The organism is Cellulomonas sp. 73-92 (assembly GCF_001898175.1).
In the GTDB taxonomy this organism is placed as follows: Bacteria; Actinomycetota; Actinomycetes; order Actinomycetales; family Cellulomonadaceae; genus Cellulomonas.
The window spans coordinates 187,476-202,263 of sequence record NZ_MKTH01000013.1; the positions used below are offsets into that span (position 1 = coordinate 187,476).

The window sequence follows — 14,788 nt, forward strand, 5'->3', positions numbered from 1 at the left end:
TGGGGCCGTCACGGAGGGCCGAGCGGGGCCCGTCACGGAGGGCCTGCGGGGCCGTCGGGGAGGGCCGGTGGGGCCGTCAGGGGAGGGGCGGGGACGCCACCAGCGACAGGGTGCCGGCGTCGTCGCGGTCCACCACCACCGTGTCGCCGTCGCGGATCTCGCCCGACAGCAGGCCGCGGGCCAGCCGGTCGCCGATCTCCTTCTGCACGAGCCGCCGCAGGGGCCGGGCGCCGTAGGCAGGGTCGTAGCCCTCGATCGACAGCCACTCCCGCGCGGCGGGGGTGACGTCGAGCGTCAGGCGGCGCTCCGCCAGGCGGCGTGCCAGCGCCGCGACCTGCAGGTCGACGATCTGCCCGATCTCGTCCAGCGACAGGGCGTCGAACAGGACGATGTCGTCGAGCCGGTTGAGGAACTCGGGCTTGAACGCGGCGTGGACCGCGCCCATGACCGCCTCGCGCTTCTGCTCGTCGGACAGCAGCGGCTCGACGAGGAACTGCGAGCCGAGGTTCGAGGTGAGCACGAGGATCACGTTGCGGAAGTCGACCGTGCGGCCCTGGCCGTCGGTGAGGCGGCCGTCGTCGAGCACCTGCAGCAGCACGTCGAACACCTCGGGGTGGGCCTTCTCGACCTCGTCGAGCAGCACCACCGCGTAGGGCCGGCGCCGCACCGCCTCGGTGAGCTGGCCACCCTCCTCGTACCCGACGTACCCGGGGGGCGCGCCGACCAGTCGGGCGACGGAGTGCTTCTCGCCGTACTCGCTCATGTCGATGCGGACCATGGCGCGCTCGTCGTCGAACAGGAAGTCTGCGAGCGCCTTGGCCAGCTCGGTCTTGCCGACACCGGTCGGGCCGAGGAAGAGGAACGAGCCGGTGGGCCGGTCGCTGTCGGAGATCCCGGCCCGGGCACGACGAACCGCGTCGCTGACCGCCTGCACCGCGCGGGACTGCCCGATCAGGCGCTCGCCGAGGACGTCCTCCATGCGGAGCAGCTTGGCCGTCTCGCCCTCCAGCAGCCGGCCGGCGGGGATGCCGGTCCACGCGGACACCACCTCGGCGACCTCGTCGGGCCCCACGCGCTCCGCGATCATCGGGGGCTGCTCGGGCTCGTCGGGCGCGGCCTCGGCGGCCCCGATCTCCTTCTCGACGGCCGGGATCTCGCCGTACTGGATGCGCGCGGCACCCTCGAGGTCACCCTCGCGCAGCTTGCGGTCCGCGTCCGCGCGCAGCGCGTCCAGGCGCGCGCGCAGGTCGCCGACCCGGTTGTGGCCGGCCTTCTCCTTCTCCCACCGCACGGTGAGGGACGCCAGCTCCTCGCGACGGTCCGCGAGGTCGGCGCGCAGCTTCCCGAGGCGCTCCTTCGACGCGGGGTCGTCGGCGTCGGCGAGGACGACCTCCTCCATCTCCAGGCGCGTGACGGCGCGCTTGAGGGAGTCGATCTCGACCGGCGAGGAGTCCAGCTCCATGCGCAGCCGGGACGCGGCCTCGTCGACCAGGTCGATCGCCTTGTCCGGCAGCTGGCGGCCGGAGATGTACCGGTCGGACAGCGTGGCGGCGGCCACCAGCGCGGCGTCCGAGATGGTCACCTTGTGGTGCGCCTCGTACCGCTCCTTGAGGCCGCGCAGGATCGCGATGGTGTCCTCCACCGACGGCTCGCCGACGAACACCTGCTGGAACCGGCGCTCGAGGGCAGGGTCCTTCTCGATGTGCTCGCGGAACTCGTCGAGCGTCGTCGCGCCGACCATCCGCAGCTCGCCGCGCGCCAGCATCGGCTTGAGCATGTTGCCGGCGTCCATCGCACCCTCGCCGCCGGCGCCCGCGCCGACGACCGTGTGCAGCTCGTCGATGAAGGTGACGATCTCGCCGTCGGACTGCTTGATCTCGTTGAGGACGGCCTTGAGCCGCTCCTCGAACTCACCGCGGTACTTGGCGCCGGCCACCATCGACGCCAGGTCCAGGGCGACGAGCCGCTTGCCGCGCAGCGACTCCGGCACGTCGCCGGCGACGATGCGCTGCGCGAGACCCTCGACGACGGCGGTCTTGCCGACGCCGGGCTCGCCGATGAGCACGGGGTTGTTCTTCGTGCGGCGCGACAGCACCTGGATGACGCGCCGGATCTCGGAGTCGCGCCCGATGACGGGGTCGAGCTTGCCGTCGCGGGCGCGCTGGGTCAGGTCCATGCCGTACTGCTCGAGGGCCTTGTACGTGCCCTCGGGGTTGGGCGAGGTGACGCGGGTGTTGCCGCGGACGGTGGGCAGCGCGGCGAGCAGCGCGTCGCGGGACGCGCCGGCGGCGGTCAGCGCCTCGGCCACGCCGGACTGCCCGGTGGCCAGCCCGACGAGCAGGTGCTCGGTGGAGACGTAGTCGTCGCCGAGCGCCCGCGCCTCCTTCTCCGCCGCGTCGAGCGCGGTGACGAGCTGGCGTGACGCGGACGGCTGCGCCACGGTCGAGCCGGACGACGACGGCAGCTTGACGAGCATCGCGCGCACCTGCCGGCCGACGGCGGCACGGTCGGCGCCCACGGCGTCGAGCAGGCCGTTGGCCACCCCGCCCTCCTGACGCAGCAGCGCGTCGAGCAGGTGGGCGGGCTCCAGCTGGGGGTTCCCGGTGGCCGACGCCTGCTGGATGGCGTCGCCCAGCGCCTCCTGGGCCCGGGTGGTGAACTTCGCGTCCGCGCTCGGCATCGGCGTTCCTCCTGGTGATGGCTTCGACGAGGGCAACGAGACCGGAGTTGAGTCTATTCCGCTCAAGTTTCATGGCAACCGCCAAGGCCAGACTGCGGCTGGTGACGTCGGCACAGCCGGGGCCCGGGCCAGCCGATGCCCCCCGTGGCGTGGCGCTCTAGGCTCGCGGCGTGAGCCACCCGACGACGACGTCCCCGCAGGCATGGCTTCCCGACGTGCTCGGGGACGGCTGGTCGCAGCTCACCCTGGAGCTGCCCCCGGACCGGTACGGCCCCGCCGTGGCGACGCTGGTCCGCCGCGACCCCACCGGGCCGGCGACCCACCGCGCCGTGCTCCACGTGCACGGGTTCGCCGACTACTTCTTCCAGCGGCACCTCGGGGACGCGTTCGCCGCCGACGGCTGGGACTTCTACGCGCTCGACCTGCGGGACTACGGCCGCTCCACACGCCCGGGGCGGGAGCCGGAGTTCACCACCGACATCGCGGTCTACGCCCAGGAGCTCGACCGCGCAGTGGGCGTGCTGCGGGCGGACCACGACGCGGTCGTGGTCCACGCCCACTCGGCCGGCGGGCTCGTCGTGCCCCTGTGGCTCAACGAGCGGCCCGGGCTCGTCGACGCGCTCGTCCTCAACAGCCCGTGGCTCGACCTCAACGGCAGCCGGTTCGAGCGCGGTCCCCTCACCGCGGTCCTCGACGTCGTCGGACGGGTGGCCCCGCGCCTCAAGGTCCGCGAGATGGACCCCTACTACGGGTACGCGCTGCACCGCTCCAGCGGCGGCGAGTGGGACTACGACCTCGCGTGGAAGCCGTACCGCGCCTTCCCCGTGCGGGCCGGCTGGGTGCGGTCCATCCGCGCGGGCCACCGCCGCGTGGCGCGCGGCCTCCACATCGAGGCGCCCGTCCTGGTCGTCGCCTCCGGCGCGAGCGGGCCCGGCGACCACGCGCACGACGCGCTGCTCACGACCGACGTCATCCTCGACGTGCGCGACATGGTGGCGCGCGCCCCGCGGCTGGGACCCGACGTCACGCTCGTCCGGATCCCCGGTGGCGCGCACGACCTGTCCCTGTCCCCGGAGCCGGCCCGTACGCGCTACATCGCCGCCGTGCTGGGCTGGCTCGACGAGCGCGTCCGCACCGGCCACCCGTCGTCACCCGCATCCTCAGGAGGCTCCACCCCATGACCGACGACCTGTCCGTGCCCTGGTCCGCCGGGCGATGGACCCACCCGCCGGCGTCCACCCGCGAGGACGGCGACGCCCTGCTGGTCGAGGCGGTCGAGGGCTCGGACGCCTGGCGCCACACCGCCTACGGGTTCGTCCACGACTCCGAGCACGCGCTCCTCGCACCGCTGCCCGCCGGCCGGGCCGTCGAGGTCGACGTCGCCCTCGCCTACGACCAGCTGTTCGACCAGGCCGGCCTCATGGTGCGCGCCGCGGAGGACACCTGGGTCAAGGCGGGGGTCGAGATCTCCGACGGGCTGCCGCAGGTGGGCGCCGTGGTGACGCGCGGGGTCTCGGACTGGTCGGTGGCCCCGGTCCCGGAGTGGGCGGGGCGGGTCGTCACGGTCCGCGCGAGCCGCTTCGGCGACGCGCTCGTCGTGCGTGCCCACGCCGAGGGCGAGCCGTGGCGCCTGGTGCGGATGGCCCCGTTCGACACCGACGTGCCGCTGGAGGCCGGCCCCTTCTGCTGCGCGCCGTCGCGCGCGGGCCTCGTCGTGCGCTTCCTCGGGTGGCGGACCACCGCCGCGGACGCCGCCCTGCACTGACGGACGTTCGCCGGACGCTCACCGAGACGTCGTCGGCTCGTCACCGGACAGGGGTTACGGTGGCGGGGACGACAACGACGAAGGACGGGCATCGATGACCCTCACGCTCACGCTCGTGCGACACGGGCAGACACACTTCAACCAGCGCCAGCTGCTGCAGGGCAGCTGCGACTCGCCGCTGACACGGCCCGGCCGCGACGGGGTGCGCATCACGGCGCGCCACCTGGCCGACGTCCCCTTCCAGGCGGCCTACGCCTCACCCTCCGGCCGTGCGGTGGCGACCGCGGTCGAGCTGCTGCGCCACCACCCCGCCGTGCGGCTGGTCACCGACGCCGACCTGCGCGAGTACGACTTCGGGACCTTCGAGCGCCGCCCCGAGCGCGAGCTCGAGGAGGTCGCCCCGTGGGCGCAGATCGTCCCCGAGATCCTCGCCGGGACCTACCCCGGCCTGCCGCGGGGCGAGCACGCCGCCGACTTCATGGCGCGCGTGCGGCGGGCGTTCACGACGATCACCGCGCGCCACACGGCGGGCGACGTGCTCGTCGTCGGGCACGGCCTGGCGCTGGGCGCCTGGCTCGCGACGCTCGACCCGGCGGGCCTCGTCGCCCTCCCGAACGCATCGGTCTCCCGCGTCGCGGTCGAGCCCGACGGCACGGCGCGGCTGCTCGAGGTCGGCACGGACGTGGCCGGTCACGGCTCCCTGGCGGCCCGCCCGGTCCCGTCGGCGGAGGCCGTCAGCGCCTGACGCGCCCCGTCCTCCGCGACGAGCAGCCGTGCTCGACGAGGTGGTCGATGACCACGGACGCGCCTCCTCGGGCCGATGAGGGTTCACCTCCCTAGGCTGACGGCCGTGGATCCGACGCCCGGCCCGTTCCGGCACCCGGCCGCCGCGCCGCACGAGCCGCTGCGGACGTTCCATCCCCGGGGCGCCGGCCTCGGCCCGGTGCGTCAGGACGCGCTGCGCCGCCTGTTCCCGGAGCTCGGGTTCTCCGTGCACGACGAGGACGCGCCCTTCCCGCGCACGGCCGACGGGATGCTCGACCCGGTCGCGATGTTCGGGCGGTCGGCGCCGCTGGTGCTGGAGATCGGGCCGGGCATGGGCGAGGCCACGGTGGCCATGGCGGCGGCCGACCCGACGCGGGACGTGCTGGCCGTCGAGGCCCACCTGCCGGGGGTCGCCAACCTGCTCAAGCTGCTCGACGAGGCCGGGATCGGCAACGTCCGCGTGGGCCACGGCGACGCGCTCGACCTGGTGCGGCGGGCCATCGCCCCCGGCGCGCTCGCCGAGGTCCGGGCGTTCTTCCCCGACCCCTGGCCCAAGGTCCGCCACCACAAGCGCCGCCTGGTCCAGCCGGCGCACGTCGCGCTGCTGCGCAGCCGGCTCGTCGTCGGCGGCGTGCTCCACACGGCGACCGACTGGCCGGACTACGCCGAGCAGATGGCGCAGGTGCTCTCGTCCGACCCCGGCCTGGAGCCGGCGCCCGGGGCGGGGTCGGGCCGCCCGGTGACGGCGTTCGAGCGCAAGGCCCGCGCCGAGGGCCGGACGGCCCGCGACCTGGTCTACCGCCGGGTCCGCTGAGGGTCAGCCCTGCGCCTGCTGGATGCGCACGAGGTTGCCCGCGGGGTCCCGCACGGCGCCGTCGCGCACGCCCCAGGGCTGGTCGGCCGGCTCCTCCACGACGGAGACGCCGGGGGTGGCGACCACCTTGGCCCACGTGGACTCGAGGTTGTCGGAGGAGAACTGCACCGGGCGCAGCTCGCCCTTGGCGAGGAGGGCCGCCACCGTGTCGCCGTCCGCCTGCGAGCGGCCGGCGTGCGGCTCCATGAGGACGATGGCGATCTCGGGCTGCGCGTCGGTGCCGAGGGTGATCCAGCGGAAGCCGCCGTTGGCGACCTCGAACCTCACCGAGAGGCCGAGCGCGTCCCGGTAGAAGGCGAGGGCGGCGTCGGGGTCGTCGACGAGGATCTGCACGTGGCTGAGTCGTGTGGTCATGGCACCACGCTAAGGACGGGCTCGTCGGCCGGCTTCTTCGAAACTGCTCTCTTCGCCGGCGCCCGGCGCGGCCGGGTGAGGACCATCGCCTGGCAGTCCGGGATCGGCACCATCTGGGCGTGGTCGCGGGCACGGTAGGCGCTCGGCGTCTCCCCGAGGATCTGCGTGAAGCGGGCCGAGAACGAGCCGAGGCTCGAGCAGCCGACGGCGAAGCACGCGTCCGTCACCGAGACGTCGCCACGGCGCAGCAGCGCCGCCGCCCGCTCGATGCGCCGCGTCATGAGGTACGAGTACGGCGTCTCGTCGTAGACGTCACGGAACCGGCGCGCGAAGTGCGCCGGCGACATCAGCGCGGTGCGCGCCAGGGCCGGCACGTCCAGCGGCTCGGCGTACTCCCGGTCCATCCGGTCGCGCGCGTGGCGCAGCCGGCGCAGCTCGTCGAGGTCGGGCCCCATGCCCCTACATCACCGGGACCTGCGGCGTGTGCCAGATGCGGTCGATGTAGTCCCGGATCGACCGGTCGGACGAGAAGAAGCCGCACCGCGCGATGTTGAGGATCGCGGAGCGCGCCCACGCGTCCTTGTCCTGGTAGGCGACGTCGACCCTGGCCTGTGCGTCGAGGTAGCTCGCGTAGTCCGCCAGGGCGAGGAAGCGGTCCTCGTACAGGAGGTTGTCGACCACCGGCTCGAAGACTCGGCGGTCGCCCCCCGCGAACGCGCCGGAGGCGATGAGGTCGATCGCCCCGCGCAGCCGCTCGTCGGACTCGTAGTACGACGACGGCTGGTACCCCGCGGTGACGAGCGCCTCCGCCTCGGGCTCGGTCATCCCGAAGAGGAAGAAGTTGTCGTCGCCGACGAGCTTGCGGATCTCGACGTTGGCGCCGTCGTCCGTGCCGATGGTCAGCGCGCCGTTCAGCGCCAGCTTCATGTTGCCGGTGCCGGACGCCTCCTTGCCCGCGAGCGAGATCTGCTCCGAGAGGTCGGCGGCCGGGAACAGCCGCTGCCCCAGGGTCACGTCGTAGTTGGGCGGGAAGATCACCGACAGCGCGCCCTTGACGCGCGGGTCGGCGTCGACGGTCCGCGCCACGGCGTTGATGAGCCCGATCACCTGCTTGGCCATCTGGTAGCCGGGGGCGGCCTTCGCGCCGAAGACGAAGACGCGCGGCTGGAGGGTCGTCGGGTCGAGCCGGCCGGTGATGATCTCGTTGTAGAGCGTGACGATGTGCAGCAGCTTGAGGGACTGCCGCTTGTACTCGTGCAGCCGCTTGACCATGACGTCGATCATCGCGTCGGTGCGCAGGGTCAGGCCGTCCCGCTCCTCGAGGTTGCGCCCAAGCCACTGCTTGTTGTCGGCCTTCACCGCCTGGAACTTCTCGCGGAACGACGCGTCGTCGGCCAGCGGCTCGAGGTCGGCGAGCCGGTCGAGGTCCGTGATCCACCCGTCGCCGATCGCCTCGGTGATGAGCGCGGACAGCGGCGGGTTGGCCAGCCGGATGAACCGGCGCGGCGTGACGCCGTTGGTGACGTTGGTGAACCGGTCCGGCCACATCTGGGCGAAGTCGCCCAGCACCTTCTCGCGCAGCAGCTGGCTGTGCAGCTCGGCGACGCCGTTGACCTTGACGGCCGCGACGGTGGCGAGGTGTGCCATGCGGACGGTGCGCTGAGCACCCTCGCCGATGATCGACATCCGGCGCACCCGCTCGGCGTCACCGGGGTACGCGGCGCGCACCTCGTCGAGGAAGTCGTCGTTGATGCGGTAGATGATCTCCAGGTGGCGCGGCAGCAGCCGGCCCAGCAGCTCCACCGGCCACACCTCGAGCGCCTCGGGCAGCAGCGTGTGGCACGTGTAGGCGAAGCAGCCCTTGGTGACCGCCCAGGCCTCGTCCCAGGCGAAGCCCTTCTCGTCGATCAGGACACGCATCAGCTCCGGCACGCCGATCACCGGGTGGGTGTCGTTGAGCTGGAACACGATCCGCTCCGGCAGGTGGTGCAGGTCGAACCCGGCCGGCAGCACCTCCTCGACGAAGTCCGTGATGGAGCAGGCGACGAAGAAGTACTGCTGCTGCAGCCGCAGCTCCTTGCCCTGCGGCGTGGAGTCCTCCGGGTACAGCACCTTGGAGATGTTCTCCGCGAACGTCTGGGCACGCGCGGCCTCGACGTAGTCGCCCTCGTTGAAGATCTGCAGATCGAAGGCCTTTGTCGCCTCGGCGCTCCACAGCCGCAGGGTGTTGACGCGGCCGTTCCGGTAGCCCGGGACCATGTAGTTGAACGGGATGCCCTGGACGTTCCAGGCCGGAAGCCACCGCGTCCGCTGCCTGCCCTCGTCGTCCACGTACTGCTCGGTGTGGCCGCCGAAGCCGACCGTGACCGCCTTCTCGGGGTGCGGGAACTCCCACGGCGCGCCCAGCGCGAGCCAGGTGTCCGGCTGCTCCACCTGCCAGCCGTCGACGAAGGTCTGGCGGAAGATGCCGTACTCGTAGCGGATCCCGTAGCCGATGGTCGGGACGTTCATGGTGGCCAGGGAGTCGACGAAGCACGCGGCCAGCCGGCCGAGGCCGCCGTTGCCGAGCCCCGGCTCGACCTCCTGGGCCCGCAGCTCGTCGAGGTCGACGCCGAGGTTGCGCATCGACTCCCAGGCGATCGCGGTCAGGTCCGTCGCCAGCAGCGCGTTGCCGAGCTGCTTGCCCAGCAGGTACTCGGCCGACAGGTAGCACACCGACTTCGACTGCGTGCTGCGCTGGCGGGTGAGCGTCTCGATCCAGCGGCTCATGAGGTAGTGCCGCACGGCGCGGGCCAGCGCCAGGTACCGGTCGTTCACCGTCGAGCGCTCGAGGGTGACGCCCTGGCCGAAGTTGAGCTCCCGCAGGAACTCGCGGGTGAAGGCGGCGACGGTGTGGTCGGGGGTGATGACGCCCGTCGAGGCGAGGGCCTGGGTCTCGGTCACCGGGCTACGGTAGCCGCCGCCCCCATGTCCCGCACCGACCCCTCGCGCCCGGGCCGGGCGTCACGCCGCCCGCAACGGCGCCCGCGGCACGACCTCCTGGGCGGGGTGGCGGGTGGCCATGGGACCGCCCGTGGGCGCCCCGAGCCGGTAGACCATGTGGCCGCCGAGGTACCCGCCGCCGGTGACGACGAGGTTCGCCACCATCGCCACCGCGACGCCGGCACCGCGGTGCCCCGCCCTGCGCAGCAGCCAGGACGCGCCGAACAGGACCGCCGCGCCCGAGTTGAGCGCCGCGTGGACCACACCGACCCGCCGCACCCGCGTGCCGCTCGCGGACCAGTCCGCCCAGCCGCTCAGGGCGGTCGGCGCCACGGCGAGCAGGCCCAGGCCGAGCAGCCGGTCGGCGGCGGCCCGCGAGCTCGGGCCGCCGACCAGGTCGAGGGCCGCGGAGGCGGTCCACAGGCCGATCGGCAGGTCCGTCAGCAGCGGGTGCAGCGAGTGCCCCAGCTGCGTGCCCTGCAACGTCGCGGTCAGCGCCGGCCGGCGGCCCACGAGGGCGTCGAAGGCGTCACCGAGCAGGTTGACCGTCCCGTCGAGGCCGCCCGCCTCCTCGACGGCCCGTGCCGCCCGCACGGCCGCGGGCTGCTCCGCGGAGGTCATCACGCCCCCACGAGCTGGCGCTCGACGGCGGCGAGCTTGTCGCAGGTGGCCTCCTCCTGCGAAAGGTTGGCCTGCAGCAGCCGGACGACCTCGGTGTGCCCCTGCGCCTGCGCCATGTCGATCAGCGTGGTGTAGGTCGCGATCTCGTAGTGCTCCGTCGCGAGGGCCCCGGCCACCGCGACCTCGTCGACCAGCGTCGGGTGCGACTTGCGGATGAGGGTGTCCGCCTCCTTCGCCAGTCCACGGGTCGTCGGCGACGGCGAGTCGTCGGGCGGCATCCCGAGCAGCCGGAAGCACTCCTCCACGTTCGCGATCTGCTGGCGCGTCTCGTCCGCGTGGTGGTGGAACAGCTGCTTGAGGTCGTCCCCGTCGACCACGCGCTCCAGGTCCTCGAGCATCGACAGCGAGTCGTGCTCGGCCGACAGGAGCGTGCCGAGGCGGAACGTGAACAGCTCATTGGGGGTGTCGAAGTGCTCGAACATGACGGCTCCCTTCGTCGCTGCTGGCGGCGGCGAGCCCGCGGGGTGATCGTTCGCCGCAGCCGCCGCGAGGCGGTGCGGCCCTCGTCCGGCCCGCTGTCCAATCGTCATCCACGCTACGTCGCACCCGCCCGGGGTGCGACTAGAACACCTGCCGCAGGTTGGCGCGCGTGAGGTCGAGCAGCTCGTCGCCACGGCCCGACAGCAGCGTGCGCATCGCGTAGAGCGCGAAGCCCTTGGCCTGCTCGAGCGTGATCGAGGGCGGGATCGTCAGCTCCTGCCGCTCCGTGACGACGTCCACCAGCGCCGGGCCGTCGTGCGCGAACGCGGCCTGGAGCGCGTCGTGCAGCTCGTCGGATCGCTCCACCCGGAAGCCCTTGAGCCCGGCGGCCTCCGCCAACGCCGCCAGGCTGGGGTTGTCCAGCCCGGTGGCGGTCGTGACGAACCCGGCGGACTTCATCTCCAGCTCGACGAAGTTCAGCGACGAGTTGTTGAACACGACGACCTTGACCGGCAGCCGGTGCTGCCGCAGCGTCAGCAGCTCGCCGAGCAGCATCGCGACGCCGCCGTCGCCGGAGAGGGCCACCACCTGGCGCCCGGGGAAGGCGCACGCGGCGCCGACGGCCTGCGGCAGCGCGTTGGCCATCGAGCCGTGCACGAACGAGCCGATGAGCCGGCGGCGCCCGTTCATGGACAGGTACCGGGCGGCCCAGATGACGGGGGAGCCGACGTCCGGGATGAACACGGCGTCGTCGTCGGCCAGCTCGTCGACGAGGCGGCCGACGAACTGCGGGTGCAGCGGCTGCTCACCCCGGCGGGGCGTCGCCAGGTCGTCGAGCTTGGCGCGCGTGGTCGCGTAGTGGGCGAGCGAGTCCTGCAGGTGCGCGCGGTGCCGCACCCGGTGCAGCAGCGGCAGGAGGGCGTCGAGGGTGGAGGCGACGTCGCCGACGAGCCCGAGCGCCAGCGGCACGCGCCGGCCGAGGTGCTCGCCGCGGACGTCCACCTGGATCACGGTCGCCTGCTCCGGCAGGAAGGGCCGGTACGGGAAGTCGGTGCCGAGCATCAGCAGGGTGTCGCACGCGTCCATCGCGCGGTAGCCGGATGCGAACCCGAGCAGCCCGGTCATGCCCACGTCGTACGGGTTGTCGGGCTCGACGAACTGCTTCGAGCGCAGCGTGTGGACGATCGGCGCCGCCAGCATGTCCGCGAGCGCCATCAGCTGGTCGTGGGAGCCCTCGCAGCCAGCGCCGGCGAGGATCGTCACGCGCTTCGCCTTCCGCAGCAGCGCCGCCGCCTGCGCGAGCTCGTCGTCCGACGGCACCACCCGCGGGTGCGCCGCCCGCACGGCCGTGACGGCGGTCCCCACCGCGTCCGACAGCGAGACGTCGCCGGGGATGACGACGACCGCCACCCCGCGGCCTTGGACCGCCGCCCGCATCGCCGTGGTGAGGATCCGTGGCATCTGGACCGGGGAGGCGGCGTACTCCACGTACACCGAGCACTCCCGGAAGATCTCCGTCGGGTGCGTCTCCTGGAAGTAGCCGCTGCCGATCTCGGAGGTGGGGATGTGCGCGGCGATGGCCAGCACCGGCACGCGCGAGCGCTGCGCGTCGTACAGGCCGTTGATGAGGTGCAGGTTGCCCGGCCCGCAGCTGCCCACGCAGACGGCGAGCTCCCCGGTGAGCGCCGCCTCGGCACCGGCGGCGAACGCGGCCGCCTCCTCGTGGCGGACCTCGACCCAGTCGATCCCGGAGTCACGCAGCGCGTCGGTGAACCCGTTGAGCGAGTCCCCCGGGATCCCGTAGACCCGCCGGACCCCGCTGGCGGCGAGCGTGTCGACCATGTTCCTCGCGACGGTGGCCATGGAGCGATCGTCGTGCGGTCCCGGCCCGCGCGCCACGCGGGGCTCGCGCCACGTCCCTAGGTCCCAGGTCCGTCGCGAACCCGACGCCGGATCCCTAGCGTGGCGGGCAGCGGGAGCCCCCGCCGCGGCCGCTCGGCCGTCGGGCCCGCGCCGGGGTCGCAGCGGGATGGACCGCGATCCCGGGCAGGAGGCCACCATGACTCGGCGGGCGCAGTTCTACTGGAGGTTCTTCGGGAAGCCGGTGGGCCGCACCGGCAGGATCGGCAGCCGCCTCATGGTCCGCATCAACCGGCGCAACTACGCCGCGATGGCGGCGGCGCTGGACCTGCGGCCGGACGACGAGGTCCTCGATGTCGGCTGCGGCTCGGCCGTCCTGCTCGCGTCCCACGCCGGCGAGGCCCGCTACGTGGCCGGCCTCGACGCCTCCGACCTGCAGCTCGAGGTCGCCCGCCGGCGCCTGGCGGACCGGCTGGCGGCCGGCACGGCCGAGCTGGTCAAGGGCGACGTCGCGGCGCTGCCGTGGCCCGACGGGCGGTTCAGCGTCGTCACCTCGATGTTCTGCCTGAAGTTCGTCCCGGACCCGCTGAAGGCCCTGGAGGAGATGCACCGCGTGCTCCGCCCCGGCGGGCGTGCCGTGGTGGCCGCCTGCGACGCGCTGCACGACGAGAAGGCGTCGGGCTCCGTCGACGCGTGGGGCCAGTGGCGCTGGAGCGCCGCGGATGCCCGTCTCCTCATGGAGAAGGCGGGCTTCACGGACGTCACGGCCTCGGTGCTGGGCAGCCCGGCGTCGCAGGCCGTCCGCGGCGTCCGGGAGATCTGACCAGGAGAACCAGGAAGGGCCCGGTCGACGCATCGACCGGGCCCTTCCCGACGCGCGCCCGAAGGGACTCGAACCCCCAACCTTCTGATCCGTAGTCAGATGCTCTATCCATTGAGCTACGGGCGCGTGGCCCGCGGACGGGCCATCGGAGAGGATACAGGCCAGCGGCAGCGCGCCCCAAACCGGATCGCGTGACCATCGCCACGTCGGCGCCGTGTGGAGATTCCGCGACGACCGCCGGTTTCGCGCCACGGCAGGCGGTAGCGTCGCCTTCGGTCCTACCGGTATGACGAAGGGGGCGCCCGGTGCCGTACCGGCGCTGGTTCGAGGCTGCTCGACGCACGGTCGTCACGTGGCTCGAGCGCACCCCCGCGTACCTGGGCGTCGCGGCCGCGTGCGCGGTGTGCGCGCTCATCGCCGTGGGCATGGCCGTCGTCACCGACCAGACGGCGCACCGCGTGTGGGGCCTGCTGGCCACGGCCGGCTACCTCGTGGCGGGCATCGCCACCCTCCGCACGCGCCGGCCGATCACCGGCGTGCGGGTCGCCGCCGCCGGCTCGGTGCTGCTCCCCACCGTCGTGCTCGTAGTGGCGGGCATCTCCCAGCCCGAGGTCGGCGTCGTCGAGCGCTCCGCCCGGCTCCTGGTCGACACGGGCTCGCCCTACCTCGCCCACCCGATGACGACGTACGACGTCAACCCGTACCTGCCGCTGATGTCGTTGTTCGGGCTGCCGCGCCTGGTGCTCCCGAACATCGGGCTCGGCGATCCGCGCTGGTGGTTCCTGCTCGTCTTCGGCGTGTGCTTCGTCGCCGCCGACCGCCTCGCCCGCCGCGCCCGGGGCACCGAGCCGGTGCTCTGGGCGCTGCTCGCCACCCCGTTCCTCGCGCTGCACGCGTCGGTCGGCGGCCACGACCTGCCGGTCGTCGGGCTGCTGTGCCTGTCGATCGCCCTGGCGGCACGCGGCCGCCTCTCGCAGGCGGGCCTCGCCCTCGGGGTGGCGTGCGCCCTCAAGGCCTCGGCCTGGCCCGCGGTGGCGGTGATCGCCGCCTTCGTCGTCGCCCGGTGGGGCTGGCGGCACGCCGGGCGGTTCGTCGCGAACGCCACCGCCGTCGTCGTCGGGGTGTCGCTGCCGGTGCTCGTCGGGCCGACCGCCTCCGCGATGGTCGCCCAGGCCGCCGGCTTCCCGATGGCGAGCAGCACGTTCGCCTCCCCGGCGGACTCGCCGACGCCCGGTGTGCTGCTGTCCCATGCCGGCCCGACGGCCAAGCTCGTCGGCTACGCGCTCATGCTCGTCGTCGCGGCGGCGCTGCTCGTCGCGCTCGTCCGGCGCCCGCCGCGCACGCTCACCGGGACCGCCGCCTTCCTCGCGCTGGCGCTGACCGCAGCGATGCTCGTGCTCCCGACGAGCCGCGCTGGCTACCTGCTGTACCCGGTGGCGCTCCTCGGCCTCGCGCTGCGCGGCCGTCGGCGGGCGCCCGGCCCGCACGCCGCGCCGACGTGGTCGCAGGCGCGGGCGGAGCTGCTGGTCCCCGCGGCGTCGGTGCCGACCGGGTCACCGGCCATGCCCTCCCGGGGCTGACCGA

At 73.6% G+C, this 14,788-nt stretch carries 13 protein-coding genes and 1 tRNA gene; 6 read left to right on the forward strand and 8 right to left on the reverse strand.

Annotated elements, in window-relative coordinates; all coding sequences use genetic code 11:
* Positions 1 to 76: 76 nt before the first annotated feature.
* Positions 77 to 2,680 carry an ATP-dependent chaperone ClpB gene (gene clpB, locus BGO37_RS07540; protein WP_291753623.1) on the reverse strand — a complete coding sequence of 868 codons (2,604 nt, stop codon included), beginning with the start codon at positions 2,678 to 2,680 and terminating at the stop codon, positions 77 to 79.
* 170 nt (positions 2,681 to 2,850) lie between these two features.
* On the opposite strand from clpB, the gene BGO37_RS07545 reads away from it, so the two are divergent.
* The 4 genes from BGO37_RS07545 to trmB all read left to right on the forward strand — a co-directional run bounded on the left by BGO37_RS07545 (position 2,851) and on the right by trmB (position 6,024).
* Positions 2,851 to 3,861, forward strand: a complete 1,011-nt coding sequence (locus BGO37_RS07545; protein WP_291753624.1) for an alpha/beta hydrolase — start codon at positions 2,851 to 2,853, stop codon at positions 3,859 to 3,861.
* Positions 3,858 to 4,445 (forward strand): DUF1349 domain-containing protein, encoded by a 588-nt coding sequence (locus BGO37_RS07550; RefSeq protein ID WP_291753626.1) that lies wholly within the window; start codon positions 3,858 to 3,860, stop codon positions 4,443 to 4,445. The genes BGO37_RS07545 and BGO37_RS07550 overlap by 4 nt, the downstream gene beginning before the upstream one ends.
* A gap of 94 nt (positions 4,446 to 4,539) precedes the next feature.
* Positions 4,540 to 5,190 carry a histidine phosphatase family protein gene (locus BGO37_RS07555; protein ID WP_291753627.1) on the forward strand — a complete coding sequence of 217 codons (651 nt, stop codon included), beginning with the start codon at positions 4,540 to 4,542 and terminating at the stop codon, positions 5,188 to 5,190.
* A 105-nt stretch (positions 5,191 to 5,295) separates the two neighbouring features.
* Positions 5,296 to 6,024 (forward strand): tRNA (guanosine(46)-N7)-methyltransferase TrmB, encoded by a 729-nt coding sequence (gene trmB / locus BGO37_RS07560; RefSeq protein ID WP_291753628.1) that lies wholly within the window; start codon positions 5,296 to 5,298, stop codon positions 6,022 to 6,024.
* A 3-nt stretch (positions 6,025 to 6,027) separates the two neighbouring features.
* Here the strand turns inward: trmB and BGO37_RS07565 are convergent, their stop codons facing one another.
* From BGO37_RS07565 to poxB, 6 genes are all read right to left on the reverse strand, one after another.
* Positions 6,028 to 6,438, reverse strand: coding sequence for a VOC family protein (locus BGO37_RS07565; RefSeq protein ID WP_291753629.1), 411 nt, complete (start codon positions 6,436 to 6,438; stop codon positions 6,028 to 6,030).
* A complete protein-coding gene (locus BGO37_RS07570; protein WP_291753630.1) occupies positions 6,435 to 6,893 on the reverse strand; it encodes a helix-turn-helix transcriptional regulator in 459 nt (152 codons plus the stop codon). Before BGO37_RS07570 ends, BGO37_RS07565 begins: the two co-directional genes overlap by 4 nt.
* Before the next feature lie 4 nt (positions 6,894 to 6,897).
* Entirely contained in the window at positions 6,898 to 9,381 is a 2,484-nt protein-coding gene (locus BGO37_RS07575; protein WP_291753631.1) for a glycogen/starch/alpha-glucan phosphorylase, read from the reverse strand.
* 60 nt (positions 9,382 to 9,441) lie between these two features.
* Positions 9,442 to 10,041, reverse strand: coding sequence for a DUF2231 domain-containing protein (locus BGO37_RS07580; RefSeq protein ID WP_291753632.1), 600 nt, complete (start codon positions 10,039 to 10,041; stop codon positions 9,442 to 9,444).
* Positions 10,041 to 10,523, reverse strand: coding sequence for a ferritin-like domain-containing protein (locus tag BGO37_RS07585; protein ID WP_291753633.1), 483 nt, complete (start codon positions 10,521 to 10,523; stop codon positions 10,041 to 10,043). The genes BGO37_RS07580 and BGO37_RS07585 overlap by 1 nt, the downstream gene beginning before the upstream one ends.
* A 139-nt stretch (positions 10,524 to 10,662) precedes the next feature.
* Complete coding sequence (gene poxB / locus BGO37_RS07590) at positions 10,663 to 12,384, reverse strand: ubiquinone-dependent pyruvate dehydrogenase (protein WP_291753634.1); 1,722 nt, start codon at positions 12,382 to 12,384, stop codon at positions 10,663 to 10,665.
* A gap of 196 nt (positions 12,385 to 12,580) precedes the next feature.
* On the opposite strand from poxB, the gene BGO37_RS07595 reads away from it, so the two are divergent.
* Complete coding sequence (locus BGO37_RS07595; protein WP_291753635.1) at positions 12,581 to 13,204, forward strand: methyltransferase domain-containing protein; 624 nt, start codon at positions 12,581 to 12,583, stop codon at positions 13,202 to 13,204.
* Between the two features lie 53 nt (positions 13,205 to 13,257).
* Here BGO37_RS07595 and BGO37_RS07600 read toward each other — a convergent pair.
* A tRNA-Arg gene (locus BGO37_RS07600) sits at positions 13,258 to 13,330 on the reverse strand.
* A 179-nt stretch (positions 13,331 to 13,509) separates the two neighbouring features.
* On the opposite strand from BGO37_RS07600, the gene BGO37_RS07605 reads away from it, so the two are divergent.
* The gene (locus BGO37_RS07605; protein WP_291753636.1) at positions 13,510 to 14,784 is read left to right on the forward strand and encodes a glycosyltransferase 87 family protein; all 1,275 of its coding nucleotides are present in this window, start codon (positions 13,510 to 13,512) and stop codon (positions 14,782 to 14,784) included.
* Positions 14,785 to 14,788: the final 4 nt, after the last annotated feature.